15 protein-coding genes are annotated in these 15,741 nt (G+C 73.5%); 6 read left to right on the top strand and 9 right to left on the bottom strand.

Features of this window, described 5'->3' with window-relative positions; translation table 11 throughout:
• Positions 1-19: 19 nt before the first annotated feature.
• A complete protein-coding gene (locus ACFHVL_RS15735) occupies positions 20-241 on the bottom strand; it encodes a hypothetical protein (protein ID WP_416628616.1) in 222 nt (73 codons plus the stop codon).
• Complete coding sequence (locus ACFHVL_RS15730; RefSeq protein WP_416628614.1) at positions 229-1,428, bottom strand: sensor histidine kinase; 1,200 nt, start codon at positions 1,426-1,428, stop codon at positions 229-231. Before ACFHVL_RS15730 ends, ACFHVL_RS15735 begins: the two co-directional genes overlap by 13 nt.
• A 159-nt stretch (positions 1,429-1,587) precedes the next feature.
• Between ACFHVL_RS15730 and ACFHVL_RS15725 the strand changes: the two genes are divergently transcribed.
• The gene (locus tag ACFHVL_RS15725) at positions 1,588-2,853 is read left to right on the top strand and encodes a hypothetical protein (RefSeq protein ID WP_416628612.1); all 1,266 of its coding nucleotides are present in this window, start codon (positions 1,588-1,590) and stop codon (positions 2,851-2,853) included.
• Between the two features lie 10 nt (positions 2,854-2,863).
• On the opposite strand, the gene ACFHVL_RS15720 is transcribed toward ACFHVL_RS15725, so the two are convergent.
• From ACFHVL_RS15720 to ACFHVL_RS15700, 5 genes are all read right to left on the bottom strand, one after another.
• On the bottom strand, positions 2,864-3,526 hold the full coding sequence (locus ACFHVL_RS15720; RefSeq protein ID WP_416628610.1) for an acVLRF1 family peptidyl-tRNA hydrolase: 663 nt from the start codon (positions 3,524-3,526) through the stop codon (positions 2,864-2,866).
• Positions 3,527-3,595: 69 nt separating this feature from the next.
• Complete coding sequence (locus ACFHVL_RS15715) at positions 3,596-4,267, bottom strand: hypothetical protein (protein ID WP_416628609.1); 672 nt, start codon at positions 4,265-4,267, stop codon at positions 3,596-3,598.
• Positions 4,219-4,377, bottom strand: coding sequence for a hypothetical protein (locus ACFHVL_RS15710; protein WP_416628608.1), 159 nt, complete (start codon positions 4,375-4,377; stop codon positions 4,219-4,221). The genes ACFHVL_RS15715 and ACFHVL_RS15710 overlap by 49 nt, the downstream gene beginning before the upstream one ends.
• Positions 4,378-4,508: 131 nt before the next feature.
• Positions 4,509-4,913: a hypothetical protein gene (locus ACFHVL_RS15705; RefSeq protein WP_416628607.1), complete on the bottom strand. Its 405-nt coding sequence runs from the start codon at positions 4,911-4,913 to the stop codon at positions 4,509-4,511.
• Positions 4,910-5,098, bottom strand: coding sequence for a DUF6403 family protein (locus ACFHVL_RS15700; RefSeq protein ID WP_416628621.1), 189 nt, complete (start codon positions 5,096-5,098; stop codon positions 4,910-4,912). The genes ACFHVL_RS15705 and ACFHVL_RS15700 overlap by 4 nt, the downstream gene beginning before the upstream one ends.
• Before the next feature lie 185 nt (positions 5,099-5,283).
• Here ACFHVL_RS15700 and ACFHVL_RS15695 point away from each other — a divergent pair, with 185 nt between their 5' ends.
• The 5 genes from ACFHVL_RS15695 (at position 5,284) to ACFHVL_RS15675 (ending at position 14,099) form a co-directional block, all read left to right on the top strand.
• Positions 5,284-6,282 (top strand): pyridoxamine 5'-phosphate oxidase family protein, encoded by a 999-nt coding sequence (locus tag ACFHVL_RS15695; RefSeq protein WP_416628605.1) that lies wholly within the window; start codon positions 5,284-5,286, stop codon positions 6,280-6,282.
• A 58-nt stretch (positions 6,283-6,340) separates the two neighbouring features.
• The gene (locus ACFHVL_RS15690; RefSeq protein WP_416628619.1) at positions 6,341-8,086 is read left to right on the top strand and encodes an ABC transporter ATP-binding protein; all 1,746 of its coding nucleotides are present in this window, start codon (positions 6,341-6,343) and stop codon (positions 8,084-8,086) included.
• Positions 8,083-9,864, top strand: a complete 1,782-nt coding sequence (locus ACFHVL_RS15685; protein ID WP_416628604.1) for an ABC transporter ATP-binding protein — start codon at positions 8,083-8,085, stop codon at positions 9,862-9,864. The genes ACFHVL_RS15690 and ACFHVL_RS15685 overlap by 4 nt, the downstream gene beginning before the upstream one ends.
• A 105-nt stretch (positions 9,865-9,969) precedes the next feature.
• Positions 9,970-13,173, top strand: a complete 3,204-nt coding sequence (locus tag ACFHVL_RS15680; RefSeq protein ID WP_416628603.1) for a DEAD/DEAH box helicase — start codon at positions 9,970-9,972, stop codon at positions 13,171-13,173.
• Positions 13,170-14,099, top strand: a complete 930-nt coding sequence (locus tag ACFHVL_RS15675) for a hypothetical protein (protein ID WP_416628601.1) — start codon at positions 13,170-13,172, stop codon at positions 14,097-14,099. Before ACFHVL_RS15680 ends, ACFHVL_RS15675 begins: the two co-directional genes overlap by 4 nt.
• 1 nt (position 14,100) lies before the next feature.
• On the opposite strand, the gene ACFHVL_RS15670 is transcribed toward ACFHVL_RS15675, so the two are convergent.
• Together ACFHVL_RS15670 and ACFHVL_RS15665 are read right to left on the bottom strand one after the other, a co-directional pair.
• Positions 14,101-14,352 carry a DUF3040 domain-containing protein gene (locus ACFHVL_RS15670; RefSeq protein ID WP_416628600.1) on the bottom strand — a complete coding sequence of 84 codons (252 nt, stop codon included), beginning with the start codon at positions 14,350-14,352 and terminating at the stop codon, positions 14,101-14,103.
• Between the two features lie 419 nt (positions 14,353-14,771).
• A complete protein-coding gene (locus ACFHVL_RS15665) occupies positions 14,772-15,617 on the bottom strand; it encodes a bifunctional DNA primase/polymerase (RefSeq protein WP_416628599.1) in 846 nt (281 codons plus the stop codon).
• Positions 15,618-15,741: the final 124 nt, after the last annotated feature.

The raw sequence follows: 15,741 nt of genomic DNA, 5'->3' as shown, positions 1-15,741 counted from the left end.
CCTTCGCCGTCTACCGCATCTAACAAACCGTGATCAAATCAGGCATAGAGGAACAACGCCGGGGCCGTGGGTCGAGATCGAGTAGCACGATTGTCGGTGCGCCCTGCCGGGCGAGGTATTCGTCGACCGACGCGGCGGTCGCTGTCAAACGAATGTCGGGAGTGCTGGCGAACCAGTTCGCAAAGGACTGCAACAGCATCGTCTCGTCGTCGATGGCGCCGATCTCGATCATGTTTTCCATGAGATCTCCACGGATGTCCCTTCGCCGGGGGCACTACTGATTTCGCACTGACCACGTGCCTCGATGACGCGGTGCCGGATCGAGCCGAGCAGCCCGTACCCACCGTGCACGCGGGAGGGGACGAAGCCGGCACCGCGGTCGACGACGCCGATCCGCACGCCGCCGGCGCCGTCTCCTCTGGTCGTCAACCAGGCCTGCCCGGTGCCGGCGTGCTTGCGCGCGTTGTTGAGCGCCTCCCGCGTCGCGCCGAGCAGGGCGTCGGTGACGTGGGACGGCACCCTGGTCGGCAGGTCGACCGAGTTGTGCTCGATCCGCAGCCCGAGCGCTTCCAGATCCCGTACGACGCGCGCCAGCCCGGTGCTGAGGTCGGTGGCCACCGCGTCGACCGGGCCGGTGATCAACGAGCGGAGATACCGGGCGTCCCGGTCGCAGTGCTGTCGGAACTGCTCGGTGTTCAGGTCGATCTTGCCCAGCGCGCCGACGGTCAGCGTGGTCAGCACCGTGTCGTGCAGGTTGCGGTACTGCCGCATCCGCTCCCGGTCCCGGGCCTCGACCGACGCCATCCTGGCGGCCGCGTCGGCGGCCAACCGGTCTGCCTCGATCGCGGCCCGATGCGCCCGGTCCAGTGCCTGCGCGGAGGAGCGCATCCACGTCGCACCGAACCCGGCGGCGGCAGTGAACAGCACGAGCGACCCCACGTTGCCGGCGGCGGAGGCCACGGCGGACGGCTCGGCGGCGAGATCGCGCGACACCCCGACCAGGTAGCACGCGGCGAGCAGGCCGACCGCCGGCACCGACAGCGTCATTCGACCGAAGACGACGGCGAGTACGCCGGCGGCGTTCGCCGGCGCTACCGTCCAGTTCGCCCAGCCCATCGCCTCACCGGGGGCGGTCAGCCGACCCACCACCACCAATGCCACCGCCATGATCACGACATCGGCGACGATGGCCAGCGTGGTGACCCGACCGCCCCGAAGTACCGATCCGAACAGAAGGACCGACCAGAGCACCGTCGCGGCGTACAGGCCGAGAACGAGTTCCGGTCGTAGGTAGACGGAGCTGTCCGAGACGATCGCTCCCACTCCCGCAGCGAGGTACTGGGTGATCCGGAGCACGCCGAACACCTGGACCAGTACCCGTTCGACGCCCTCACTGCCGCTGTGTCGGCGTGGCGTTCGGCTGTACACGTCCTTGACGATCGCAGACCACGTCTACATGCGGTAGTCGGCTCCGCAACCGACTGCAGGGACGTGACTAAGGGGGCTACCTTCGAGTTGTTCCCCATTCACCATGGTCGTCGGACGGGAATCGACGTGAGTGACGTGTTGTCGGCCAGTCTCCGGGAGATGTCCGGGTCCGATCTCTACCGGCGAAACGCCTTTTGGATCACCGGGCTGCCGGTCGATGTCGACCGACGCACCGCGCGGCGTCGCAAACAGGAGCTCACCGCCGCGATGCGGGTCGGTGCCCACATCGCCGGCCCGGCCGCTTCGGCCGACCCGCAGGAGGTCCAGGCGGCCTTCGACGTCATGTTGGGTGATCCCCGCCGCCGACTGGTCCACGAGGTCTTCGGGCGGTGGGGCCCGCCGGCCGGGTGTGACTGTCTGCAAATCGTTCACGACGACCACAACCGTGCGGTGCGTTCTCACGCTGCTGCGCTCGCGGTGGATCCGGCCGAGGTGCTGGCCGACGCGATGGCCGGCCAGGTGAACGAGTCGTGGCCGAGAGCGGCCGCGGCGTGGAGCAAGACGCTGCGGTCGGCGGCGTTCTGGCGCCATCTGCACCACCGGGTCGAGCAGATCGACGACCGGCAACTCGATGCCTCGATCGTCGACGCGCTGCGCCGCGAGCTGCCGATCGTGCTGGTCCAGCCGTTGCTGCAGCTGATCGCAGACGCGCCCTATCCGGCGCCGCTACGCCAGTGCCTGCGTAGCTGGCCGGTCCCGGCCCACGAGCTGGACCGGCTCGTCGAGCAGGCGGCCGAGCCGCTGTATGCGGAATTCGACCGGATCGTCGGCGAACTGCAGACGACACTGGAGACCGGTGACGTCGACGGCACCGTCGACAGCCTGCACGAGCGGGCGAATCCCGTACTGGCCCGGATGGCGGGCATGGCACCGGGGAGCCGGCACCGCCGTACCAGGGCCGCCCACAACATGGCGGCGGTGGTTCTGAACAACTGCGCCATGGCCGACTACCACCGGACCGGGCAGTACCGGGAGAGGGCGCGGAGCTGGCTGGCGGAGGCGGAGAAGCTGGCGACCGACCCGGACACCACGGAGCGCATCCAGACCAACCGCTGGAACCTCGTCGAGAACGAACGGGCGATTAGCGACTTCCGGACCACGATCGATCAGATTCGGCGAGGGCAGGGGCCGTCCCGTGCGGTGCAGGTCCTGCGGATGGTACGGGCGCAGACCACCGACGAAGGAATGCTCAAGGTCATCGACGAGATGTTGTCGGAGATGGGCGCGACCGCCACTGTCGGGTCGGCATGGTCCCCGGAGCCGGCAACGCGGGGATTGTCCGCACTCGCCGAGGTCATGACTGCCCTGGTCGTCATCGGCGTGCTACTCGCGGTCTGCTGCATGCTGTACGACGTAGTCTCCTAGCCGCAGGAGGTCAGGGGACGAGGTGGATGCGGACGCGCCGGGCGGTCACCGCGGCCTCCTCCAGTACGGCGAACCGGGGCTCGGGGCACTCCAGCAGGTGCGGATGCCGCAGCGGCAGCAGCGGCGCCAACCGCCGGTCGGCGAGCACCGCGTCGACCATCAGCCGGTCCCCGCCGCAGACCAGCGCGTGGATCGGCTCCTTCGCACCGACGGCCACCTCGGAGCCGGCGGATCGCAGCGAGCCGGCGGACTCCGGGGAACCGGGAACGTAGGGCAGCAACACCCGGGCGACGATGTCGGCCGCCTTGCCGGTGGCCGCCGTCGTCTGGTTGTCGCGCCGACGGGCGTACCGCTGCTGTGACTGCCCGCCGGCGGCGGTGCGGCCCTGGATGTAGTTGCGGTCGACCTTGGACGTCACGACGGCGGTGCCGTCGACGACGCCGACCGCCACCGCGCCCTTGCGGACCAGCAGCAGGCCGATGCGCGGCGGCGAGCCGAGCGCGGTGAGCAGCCCGTCGACATCGTTCACCCCGTCCAGCCCCGGCGGCGGGTGCAGGGTGGCGGTGTCACCGTTGCTCGCCCCGGTCAGCGTCAGAGCGTTCTCGGTGGCACCGTCGTGGCGGCCGTAGAAGCCGTCCAGCCAGCCCCGGATCCGCTCCGGCGAGATCTCCACCCACCGGCCACCGCCAGCTGCCGGTCGCGCCTGCGCCGCCCGCGACGGAGGCCGCCGCCCAGGCACCGCTCAGCCGCCCGTCGCGGTAGGGGAGCAGGCCAGCTTGTTGCCGCGCTCGCTCAACGCCTCCAGGCGTGCGATGAGCTGGTCGACGGCGGCCTCATCGGTCCCGTCGACGGCGGCGAGGTCGGGAAGCAACTCGGCGTAGTCCATGGTGAGCCGACGGTACCGCTGGATGAAGTTGCGTCGCTCGCCGGCCGCCTGGTACTCCCGGTCCAGGTCGATGAGTTGCTGGGCGAGCACGGCGGCGGCGGCCGACAGCCGGCTGCGGCTGTCCGCCAGCTCCTGACGATCGGCCTGCCGCCGGGCCGCGGCCCGGCCGGCCCGCCAGGCGAACAGCCAGATGCTCGCCGCGCCGACGCCGACCGCGAGCACGGCGGCGGCGGCGATCAGCAGACGCGGCAGCGACGGGCTGATCGTGCGGGCCCCGTCCGGGATGGTGCCGGCCCGCACCAGCAGGTCGTAGTTGACGACGATCACCTTGAGCGCCTCGACCGGGTCGTCCGGGAACTGGTCGGCACCCCGGGCGATGATCGTCTCGGCGACGGCGGCCCGGCCGAAGTTGGTGTCGTCGCGGTCGGGCAACCAGGCGCAGCCGTACGTGTCGTAGCCGTCGCCGTCGACCTCCCGGCTCAGGGCCAGCGCAGGGTGCCGTCCGCCGCGCGTCGGGTCGCCCGGCAACCTTCCCGCAGGTCGGCGTCGGGCTCCAGGAAGACCGTCACCAGCCGCCGGTTGCCGATCACCCGCTCCGCCGCCGGTTCGTCGAGCTCGACACCGGGGGCGGCGTGCACCGACGAGACCCGTACGTCGCGGGCGATCGCCCCGTCGAGGACGCCGCCGGTTCACCGCGCCCAGCCGGCCAGCACCAGACAGGCCAGCGTGGTCAGGCCGAACGGCGTACCGGTGAACCGCAGCAGCCGGCTCATGCCGCGATCCTGCTACGCAGGTAGACGTCCGGGCGGTAGCCGTTGATGCCCACCAGCCGGGCGGTGGCGTCCAACTCGTCCTCCGCGTCGTTGAGCAGCGTGTGTACGTGCCGGTCCGGCAGTTCGTCGTGCAGCGCCGTACGGGCCGCCTGCAGTTTGCCGATCCCCCGGGTCAGCGGGGCATTGCCGGGACCGCCGGCCAGCGCGGACAGCTCCACCGCCAGCGCGGTCAGCCCGGCGATGCGGGCCGGGACGGTGCTGTGCCCGAGCGTGTTGCGCCGCTGACCGGCCGGGTTGGCCCCGCGCAGCACCGAGCGCACCGACAGGGCGAGGATGGCGACGGCCAGCGCCAGCGCGCTCCACCGCAGCGTCTCGTGGACCCCAGTGGGCAGGCGTCTCATCCGTGCTCCGGTGATCCGGTGCTGGCCTGCCACAACTGGTCGGCGCGGCGGGCGTACTCGGTCGCCGACCGGGCAGCCGCCCGGCCGCCCCGGTCGGCGGCGAGCGCCTGGGCCCGGGTGAGCAGCTGTTCCGCCTCGGCGACCGGCCGGGGTGCGGCGTCGCGGCTGACCGACGCGGCGTCGATCGCGGCCCGCGCCGTCGACCAGGACAGCCGCCGGCCGTGGTCGTGGGCCCGAGCGCGGGGCGCGCTTTGCCCGAGCGCTGCCGAGCCCGGCCCGAGCGCGCCGCCGACCCGCTGTGAGCAGGGTCACCGGCGATCGCCCGGCGTCAGCTACCGGTAGAAACGTCGCAGCACTACCCTCACTGCCCGTGATCGACATCAATCAGGAACTCGGCGACACAATGGACGCGTACCGCACCTGCGAGTTCGCCACCCTGACCCGCGACGGTACGCCGATCGCCTGGCCGACCGCCGCGCTGCGCCGCCCCGACGGCACCCTGCTGGTCACCACCTCGCTGGCGTTCGCCCAGAAGGCACTCAACGTCCGGCGGGATCCCCGGGTGGCGTTGCTCTTCTCCGACCGCACCGCGAGCCGGCTGTCCGACGACGCGCCGGCGATCCTGGTGCAGGGCCGGGCGGACTGCCCGCAGGAGATCGTCACCAGCCCGGCCGGGGCCGAGGAGTACTGGGCGATGCTGTTCGCCCGCCAGCCGCACAGCCGCAAGTACCTGGTGCCGCCAGCCCGCTGGCTGATGAGCTGGTACTACACCCGGCTGTTGATCACGATCACGCCGCAGCACGTGTCGACGGCCGCAGCCGCCCCGGCCGACGCGGGCGCGGCGGAGGCCAGCGCCGTCGGTGTGGGCGGGGCCGGCCTCAGCGCCGCCGGCGCCGCCGATTCCGGGGCTGCGGCCGGCTCAGGGGCGGCCGCCGGGTCGCTACTGGGCGCCGGGATCTTCGACCGGTTCCCGTCGGCCGTGCTGGCCGTCCGCGACGACGCCGGCGTCCCGGTGCTGACCCGGGTCCGGCCCACCGCCGCCGACGGCGGCTGGGCGCTGCCCGCAACGGACGGCCCCCGGATCGTGCCCGGCCCGGCCAGCCTGCTGGTCCACCGGCACGACGACCGGCTCGACGGGCTGCGCAACGTCGGGCTGCGCGGCGAACTGACCGAGACCGCCGACGGCTGGCTGCTGCGTCCGCAGCGGCTCGTCGACCCGGGCGCGACGGGCAGCGTTCGCGAGGCGGTGAACACGCTGCGTGGTGCGCGCCGACGCACCGCCAGCTACCTCGACCGGCGTGGACTCACCGCACCCCCGGTGCGGTGGCGCGAGTTTCAGCGGATCGCCGCCTCGGTCCCGGTACCCTGACCACGTGCCGCCGTCGATCCGACACCCCGATCCGGGGTCGGCGGACACCCGGGGACCGATGCGGTACCTGTGGTGGCTGGTCCGCAGCCAGCCGTGGCGGGTGCTGCGCGGCAGCCTGCTCAGCACCCTGTGGATGACCGGCCTGGCCGGGCGCCCCTACCTGGTGGCTCGTGCGATCGACGACGGACTGCGCCCCGGGCGCTGGGACGTTCTCCTGTGGTGGGTCGCGGCGATCGTGGTCGCCGGGGTGGCGATCTCGGTGGTCGGCGTGCTGCGGCACCGCACGATGACCTTCGTCCGGGAGGACGCCGTCGCCCGGTCGGCGGCAGTGCTGCTGAGCCAACTGGCCCGGATCGGCGCGGTGCTGCCGCGCCGGCTCGCCGCCGGTGAGGTGGCCACCGTCGGCGGCACCGACATCAGCCACACCTCCCATGTGCTGACGCTGACCGGGCCGGGCGTCGGCGCGATCATCGCGTACGGCGTGGTCGCCGTCCTGCTCTGGACGGTCTCGCCTGCGCTGGCCGCCTGCATCCTGATCGGGGTGCCGGTGATCGCGCTGCTGCTCGGCCCGATGGTGCGCCGGCTGGACCGAGCCGAACAGACCTACCGCCGGGAGCAGGGGCAACTGACCGCCCGGGCCGGCGACATCGTCGCCGGACTGCGGGTGCTGGCCGGGGTCGGCGGGCGGGCCCTGTTCTCCCGCCGCTACGTCGACCACTCTCAGCGGCTACGCACCCACGGCTACCGGGTCGCCGCCGTGAACAGCTGGCTGGAGGCGCTCACCGTCACCGCGCCCGGCCTGTTCCTCGCCGCCGTGGTCTGGCTCTCCGCCCGGATGGCCGTCGGCGGCGAGATCAGCATCGGTGAACTGGTCGCCGTCTACGGGTACGTGGCGGCGCTGACCGTACCCGTCTCGTTCCTGCAGGAAGGCAGCTATCAGCTGATCCGCGGCCGGGTGGCGGCCCGCCGGATCGTCGAACTGCTGCGGCTGACCCCGGACCCGGTCACCGACGACCCGGCCGAGGGCCGCGCTGGACCACCGGGCCCGGCCGATTTGTCCGACCCGGACAGCGGACTGACCGTGCCGGTCGGGCGGATGGTCGGCGTGGCGGCCGACGACCCCACGACGGCGGTGGCGCTCGCTGACCGGCTGGGCCGGTACCGCCGGTCCGAGGTGACCTGGGGCGGCGTGCCGCTTCGCACCGTCAGGCTCGACGAGGTACGGGCCCGGATCCTGGTCGCCGACCACGACGCGTACCTGTTCGCCGGTACCCTGCGGGAGATCCTCCAGGCACCGGTGTCGGGCCAGGCACCGGCATCTTCCGTGGCCTTGGCGGCCGCCGTCGAGCGGCGGATTCGGGCCGCGGTCGGGGTCGCCTCGGCCGACGACGTGGTGACCGCGCTGCCCGACGGGCTGGCCACCCCGATCGGCAGCCGGGCCCGCACCTTGTCCGGGGGCCAGCGGCAGCGGGTCCGGCTGGCCCGGGCGCTGCTGGCGGAGCCGGAGGTGCTGATCCTGATCGATCCGACGTCCGCCGTCGACGCACACACCGAGGCCCGGATCGCCGCGCGGGTGCACGCGGCCCGGGCCGGGCGGACGACCGTACTGATCAGCACCTCCCCGCTGCTGCTCGCCGCCGCCGACACCGTCGCCCACCTGCGCGGCGGGCAGGTCGTCGGCGTCGGGACGCACGCCGCGCTGCTCGCCGACGACCCCGGCTACCGGGCGTTGGTGGCCCGGGGCGACGGCGAACTGGCCGACGACGCGATCCCGTCCGGCGCGCCGTCGCGGGCGCCCCGATGACGGTCGCCCCGCCGGTCGACGGGCCGGTCGACGGGCCGGACGGACCCGCTGGCGGCCTGCCGGTGGCCGACCCGGGTACGGTGCGTCGCGACGCTGGCGCACTGCTGCGCCGGGAACCCTGGGTGGTCGCCGGGGTGCTGGCGTTGCACGTCGGCGCCGCGCTGGCCGGGCTGGCCGGGCCGTGGTTGCTCGGCCGGATCGTCGATGCGGTCACCGTCGGCACCACGACGGCCACGGTGGACGCCCTGGCGGCGGCGCTGGTCGGCTTCGTCCTGGTGCAGGGGCTGCTCACCCGGTACGCCCGCTACGTCGGGCTGCGGTTCGGCGAACGGGCGGTCGCCCGGCTACGCGAGGACTTCGTGCACCGCGCCCTGCGCCTGCCGGTGTCGGTCGTCGAACGGGCCGGCACCGGAGACCTGGCCACCCGCAGCTCGACCGACGTCGCCACGGTCGGCACCATGGTCCGTGACGTGGTGCCGACCGTGGTCATCTCCGCCGCGCAACTGGTCCTGCTCCTCGCCGCGGTGTTCCTGCTGCACCCGCTGCTCGGCCTGGCCGGGCTGGTCGGCCTGCCGTCGATCGTCGTGGTGACCCGCTGGTACCTGCGCCGGGCCCGCCGCGCCTACCTGGCCGAGGGCGCGGCGCTGGCGGCGCTGACCGACACGTTGACCACCACCGCCGAAGGCACCCGCACCGTGGAGGCACTGCGGCTGGGCGACGAACGGATCCGGGCCGGCACCGGCCGGATCGCCCGGCTGCGGGCGGCCCGGCGGGCCACCCTGGCGTTGCGGTCGGTGTACTTTCCGGTCGCCGAGGCCAGCGTCGCGTTGCCGATCGCCGTCGCGCTGGGAGCCGGCGGCGTGCTGTTGCACCGGGACCTGGTGACCCTCGGCGCGGTCGTCGCCGCCACGCTATACCTGCAGCAGGCCGTCGATCCGTTGAACGCGATCCTGCAGTGGATCGAGCAGGCCCAGCGCGGCCTGGCGTCGTACGCCCGGGTCCTCGGAGTCGGTCAGGTGCCGCCGGAGCCACGTGGCCGGGCCGCCGTGCCGGCCGACCGAGAGTTGCAGGTGTCGGGTGTCACCTTCGCCTACGGCACCGGCGTCGACGTCCTGCGCGGCATCGACCTGACCGTCGCCGCCGGTCAGCGGCTGGCGATCGTCGGGCCGTCCGGGGCCGGCAAGTCCACCCTGGCCAGGCTGATCGCCGGCATCGACCGCCCCCGCGACGGCACGGTACGCCTCGGCGGCTGCCTGGTCGCCGACCTCGACCCGGCGCAGCGGCGCCGCCGGATCGCCCTGGTCACCCAGGAACACCACGTCTTCATCGGGTCGCTGCGCGACAACCTGGTGTTCGCGGTCCCCGAAGCCACCGACGAGGAGCTACGCGCCGCGTTGGCCACCGTCGGCGCCGACTGGTACGCCCGACTGCCCGACGGACTCGACACTGCGCTCGGCGACGGCGCGCGCGACCTGCCGGTGGCCCACGCCCAACAGGTGGCGCTGGCCCGGCTGGTGCTCGCCGACCCGGACGTGCTGATCCTCGACGAGGCGACGGCCGCGCTCGACCCGACCACCGCACGCCGTGCCGAGCAGGCACTGGCCGCCGTGCTGGCCGGGCGGACCGTCATCGCCATCGCGCACCGGCTCAACTCGGCACACGACGCGGACCGGGTCGCGGTCCTCGACCGGGGTGAGATCACCGAGCTGGGCAGCCACGACGAACTGATCGCCGCCGACGGCGCGTACGCCGCGCTGTGGCGCTCCTGGCACGGCTGAGACCGGGGCACCCGTACCATCGGCGGTCGACGCCGCGACGCCGACGAATCACCGCGACGCCGACGAATCACCGCGACATCGCCGAATACTGTGAGGAGACGACCCGTGCTGGTGGTGCAGGGCCTGCTCGGCCCCGGCGGCCGGCTCGCCATCTGGGCCGAGGACTCGACCCTGCCGGCCGCGCCGCCCAGCCGGCCGGGTCGCCGGCCCCGGCGACGACCCCACCCGTACGCGGCCGGGCACGACACCCTGGGAGGTGCGCTGGCCGCGGTCCTCGGAGCGGACGCGGCCAAGGCGGTGACCAGCACCGCCCAGCTGCGGCTGCCCACTGTCGGCGGCGCGCCGGCGCAATCGCCGGAGCTGGTCCGCACCCAGCCCGACGACGGCCGGCCTGACGAGCCGCCGGCGCGGCCGGCGCGGGCGGGCACCCTCGCCGAGTGGCTGGTGCCCACATTGGAGTTCGAGGCAGACGAGGCACTGGTGGCGCTCTGCGTACTGCACGACGTCGTGGCCGGGTCCGCCGCCGAGCTGCCCGACGAGCTGGTCGTCTCCGCCACGGTGCGGCACCTCGCACTGCTCGCCGGCTTCGCCGCCGATCTGGTTGCCCGCGGACGTACGCTGCCAACGGCGCGTACCGCCGGGGCGGCGGCGGGCACGGCGACCGCGCACTGGCTGCCACTGCTCACCGGCGCGGACCAGCGGTGGGCCCGGTCGCTGGCACTGGCCACCCCGCCGGCGGCGTTGGCCGCCGGACCGCCCGGTGACGGACACCAACTGGTCGCTGAGGCGTTGGACGCGCTGACCGACGCTGCCGCCCGGGCCGCGCTGGCCGGCGTACGGCTCAGCACCGGCCGGGCCAGGTCCGGGCCGGTCGCCGCCCGCGACGCCTGGCTGGCGGCGCTGACCGGCCCCCGGCGTGACTTCACCGCCGCGCCGAAGGCGCTGGCGACCCTGGTCGCCGAACTCGACCACTGGCAACGCGACGCCGCCGGCGGACCGGTCCGGGCCTGTTTCCGGCTGCGCGAGCCAGCCGGGCCGGTGGATGCGGCCGGGCCGGTGGATGCGGCGGCACCGGCTGAGCCCGCCGGGCCGGTGGATGCGGCGGCATCGGCCGAGCGCTGGCGGCTGGAGTTCTCGCTGCAGGCCACCGCCGAGCCGAGCCTGGTGGTCGACGCCGCGACGATCTGGCGCGGCGGCTCCGACGTGCGGCCACTCACCCGGTACGCCGCCGACCCGCAGGAGACGTACCTGGCCGAACTCGGCCGGGCCAGCCGGCTGTGGCCCGCGATCGACGACGCGCTGCGTACCGCCACCCCGGCCGGCGTCGACCTTGACGTCGAGGCGGCGCACCGGTTCCTGCGCGACGGCGCACCGGCACTGCACGCCGCCGGCTTCGGGGTGCTGCTGCCGTCGTGGTGGCAGCGCCCCACCGCCCGGCTCGGTGCCCGGCTGCGCGCGGTCAGCCGCACCGCACCGGGCACCGTCGCCGTCGACCATGACTTCGGCAGGGCCGCGCTGGTCGACTACCGGTGGGAGGTGGCCGTCGGCGACCAGCCGTTGACCGAGCAGGAGCTGCGGTCCCTCGCGTTGGCCAAGACACCACTGGTCCAGCTGCGCGGCCAGTGGGTGGAGGTCGACGCCAAGCGCCTCGCCGCCGGGTTGACGCTGTTGCGTGCCGGCGGCGAACTCGCCGTGGTCGACCTGTTGCGGGTCGCCCTCGGTGACGACGACAGCACTCTGCCGTTGCCGGTGCTGGGCGTCGACGCCGACGGCCCGCTCGGTGACCTGCTCAGCGGCGAGGTGGAGCTTCGGCTCACCCCGGTGGCGGAGCCGGCCGGTTTCCGGGGGCGGCTGCGTCCGTACCAGCAGCGGGGGTTGGCCTGGCTGCGGTTCCTGCACTCGCTCGGCCTCGGCGGGGTGCTCGCCGACGACATGGGGCTCGGTAAGACCGTACAGCTGTTGGCGTTGTTGGCCGCCGACGAACCCGGCACCGGTCCGACGCTGCTGGTCTGTCCGATGTCGCTGGTCGGCAACTGGCACCGGGAGGCGGCGAAGTTCGTGCCGGATCTGACGGTGCACGTGCACCACGGCGCGGACCGGCCACGCGGCGCGGCGTTCGCCGAGGCGGTGACCGGCGCCCGTCTGGTCATCACCACCTACGCGGTGGCCACCCGCGACGCCGCCGAACTGGCCGAGATCAGCTGGCACCGGATCATGGTCGACGAGGCGCAGGCGATCAAGAACGCGGCGACCCGGCAGGCCATCGCGGTCCGGTCGCTGCCCGCCCGACACCGGGTGGCGGTCACCGGTACGCCGGTGGAGAACCGCCTCGCCGACCTTTGGTCCATCATGGAGTTCGCCAACCCGGGGCTGCTCGGCGGCGCGGCCAGCTTCCGCCGTCGCTACGCCGAACCGGTGGAACGCCACGGCGACGCCGACGCCGCGCGGCGGCTGCGCCGGATCACCGGCCCGTTCGTGCTGCGCCGGCTGAAGACCGACACCTCGATCATCTCCGACCTGCCGGCGAAGCTGGAGATGGAGGTGTTGTGCAACCTCACCGCCGAGCAGGCATCGCTCTATCAGGCGGTGGTCGACGACATGTTGGGCCGGATCGAATCCAGCGACGGCATCGAACGGCAGGGCCTGGTGCTGGCGACCATGACGAAGCTGAAGCAGATCTGCAACCATCCGGCCCAGTTCCTGCGTGACGGCTCGCACCTGCCCGGCCGCTCCGGCAAACTGGCCCGGCTCACCGAGATCCTCGACGAGGTCCTGGCGGCGGGGGAGAAGGCGTTGCTGTTCACCCAGTACGCCCACTTCGGCGCGATGCTGCGTGGCCATCTGTCGGCGTACAGCGGTCGGGAGGTGTTGTTCCTGCACGGCGGTCTGGGTAAGGCGCAGCGTGACGCGATGGTGGCCCGGTTCCAGGATGGTCACGACGCGGGCGAGGGCGGCCACGGCGCGGGTGCCGGCGGCGGACCGCCGATCTTCATCCTGTCGCTCAAGGCCGGCGGCACCGGACTGACCCTGACCGCCGCCAACCACGTGGTGCATGTGGACCGGTGGTGGAACCCGGCGGTGGAGGATCAGGCCACCGACCGGGCGTTCCGCATCGGCCAGCGGCGGGCGGTGCAGGTCCGCAAGCTCGTCTGCGCCGGAACGGTGGAGGAGAAGATCTCGGCGATGGTGGCGGACAAGCGTGGTCTCGCCGCGAAGATCGTCGGCAGCGGCGAGCAGTGGCTGACCGAGCTCTCCACCGCGCAGCTGCGGGAACTGCTCACCCTCGAAGCCGGGTCGGTGGTCGAATGAGCGGGTTCGCCGACTACGGCCGGCCGCGTCGGGTCGACGGCGGGCTACGGGCACGCAGTACCCGGGGCGCGATCGGCCAGTCCTGGTGGTCGCGGCGCTTCGTCGACGTGCTGGAGTCGTTCGCGTTGGGCACCCGGCTGAGCCGGGGCCGCTCGTACGCCCGGGCCGGTCAGGTGCTCGACCTGGTGGTGACCCCGGGGGCGGTGACCGCGCAGGTGCAGGGTTCCCAGGCCCGGCCGTACCGGGTGCGGATCGGCCTGATGCCGTTTCGGGAACCGGTGTGGCGGCGCATCGAGCAGACCCTGGCCGGTCAGGCGCTCTACAGCGCCCGGCTGCTCGCCGGTGACCTGCCGCCGGAGCTGGAGGAGGTGTTCGCCGCCGCCGGATCGCCACTGTTCCCGGCCGGCGTCGACGAGTTGGCGATGCGCTGCAGTTGCCCGGACGCGGCGGTGCCGTGCAAGCACCTGGCCGCCACCTGCTACCTGCTCGCCGAGGAGTTCGACACCGATCCGTTCCAGATCCTGCACTGGCGGGGGCGGGACCGGCACACACTGCTGGACCACCTGCGACGGGCCAGATCAACGGCGGTGGAGGCCGGCACCGAGGCAGCGGCCAGTGCGGCGAGCGCGCCGGTCACCGGCTCACCGGCCGGGACCGCCCGGACGTTGACCGATCTGCCCGAGCCGGTCGTCCCGGCCGACGCGGGCTTCTGGCGTACGCCGGTGCCGTTGCCGGATCGGGAGCCGGTCCTGCCGGCCGGCGTCGACCTGCTGCTGCGCCAACTCGGCGCACCGTCGCCGGCGATCGGCGGACCCGGCTTGGTGGCGCTGCTCGACCGGGCGTACCAGCGGTTCGCCGGCCGCTCCGACGCCGATCCGGACGCCGATCCGGACAGCGATCCGGACAGCGATCCGCTCGAACCGTGAGCTACCAGTGGCGGGCGCGCAACGCCAGCAGACCAGCGACGCTGAGCGCGACGGTGCAGATGACGGCGGCGATCCAGCCACCGAAGAAGGCGAGCAGCGGCACCACCGCCCAGAGCAGCACACTGACGATGATGGCGGCCCGGTCGCGCCGGTTGGCCGCCGGATCGCCCAGCCGGGCGACGAAATCCGGATCGGTCGTCCGCAGATGGCGGGCGATCTGATCGAACCGGCGCTGATCCTCCCTGCTGAGCATGGCGTGCCTTCCTTCCGAGCGTCCCCAGCGGCCGTCGATGCGCTGGCGGAGCTTGTTCGTCAGCGCCTCGTGCACAGCCGTCGACCCGCCAGTCGCCGGACCGCGGTCCGGCGGGGCGTGGCGAACGGCTATCGGCGCATTACCCAATCGGCTGCGGCTCACGCCGCCGGGTCGTTCGCCGGACGCCTGAAACGGCAAACCGGGCAGCCGCGGTGGGGCGGGTGACGCCTCGTCGGCAGGGCGTCCAGCGGGTACGCCGCCCCAGGTACGCCGGAATGGGTGAGCGCCGGCGGTGGGCAGGTTCACCCACTCCGCCGGCGCTCACCCAGCTGTGATCATGGCGTTCGGAACAAGTGGTGACCTACCGGCGTCACCCGGCGCGCGTACGGGTCACCGCGTACGGGTCACCGCGTACGAGGTCACAGGGCCCGGCGCAGGGTGGAGACCTGGCGGGGGACGCTCACCGGGGCCGGCACGACGATCGGGACGCGCGGTGGCGCGGCGGGGGCGGCCGGTACGCCGGTGCCCGGGGTCGGGCCGGCCGGGGCCGTGCGCGGCCGGGGCAGCCGGGGTACCGGGGCGGCGGCCTCCCGGGCGTCGAGGATGAGCCGCTGTACGGCGTACGAGTGTGGCAGTTGCCAGCGGATCTGCTCCGGGCTGACCGCCCAGCGGACCGGCCCTTCGGGCAGCACCGTCGGCGGGGCCGGGATCCAGGATCCGCGCCCGTGCTGGAGCACGTCGAGTGAGTCGGCCAGCTCGGGTCGCAGCGCGTCGCCCGGGCGTACCAGGAACATCCAACGCCCGGTGGGGGTGACCGCGACCGGACCGCGGAGCTGGCCCGCACCGGGTGCCGCCGCCGCGCCGCGCAGCCGCAGGGTGCACAGCGCCCGCAGGCCGAGGCGGGCCGGCACCTCGAGTACGTCGAAGGCGTACCCGGTGGCCAGCAGGACCGCGTGTGGTTGCCGGCGCCACCAGAGCTGGACCTGCTCGAGCCGGTCACTCGCGTCGCGTTCCCAGTCCTGCAGCGCCGGGTGGCAGCTGATGGTGGGGCAGCCGGGTCGGTCGCACCGGAACCGGCCCTGCAGCAGGTACGCCCCAGGCGTCACCGGCCAGCTGTGTTCGGCGTAGCGCAGCGCACCACGGCGTAGCCGGAGCCGTAGCAGGGGCGGCAGCGCGCCGTGGCGTGGCCGCAGGCGTTCCGAGAGCGGTTGCGCGCCGCGGCGCAGCCGCAGGCGGCCTAGTGGCGGTTGGGCCGTCCACCGCATGATCGAAGTTCCCCTCAAAGTTCGTGATCTCGTCGATCGGATGTGCGGGATGCGTACAGCCACGATCGGCGTGCGCCGGGGACTCCCGCCCTCCGCGACACGCCGCAATTTTCGGCTGGCAACC

This window comes from Micromonospora sp. LOL_023 (assembly GCF_048060115.1).
Classification (GTDB): domain Bacteria; phylum Actinomycetota; class Actinomycetes; order Mycobacteriales; family Micromonosporaceae; genus Micromonospora_E.
The sequence above is the reverse complement of the archived record's forward strand: the minus strand, read 5'-3'. Positions and strand labels throughout refer to the sequence as shown.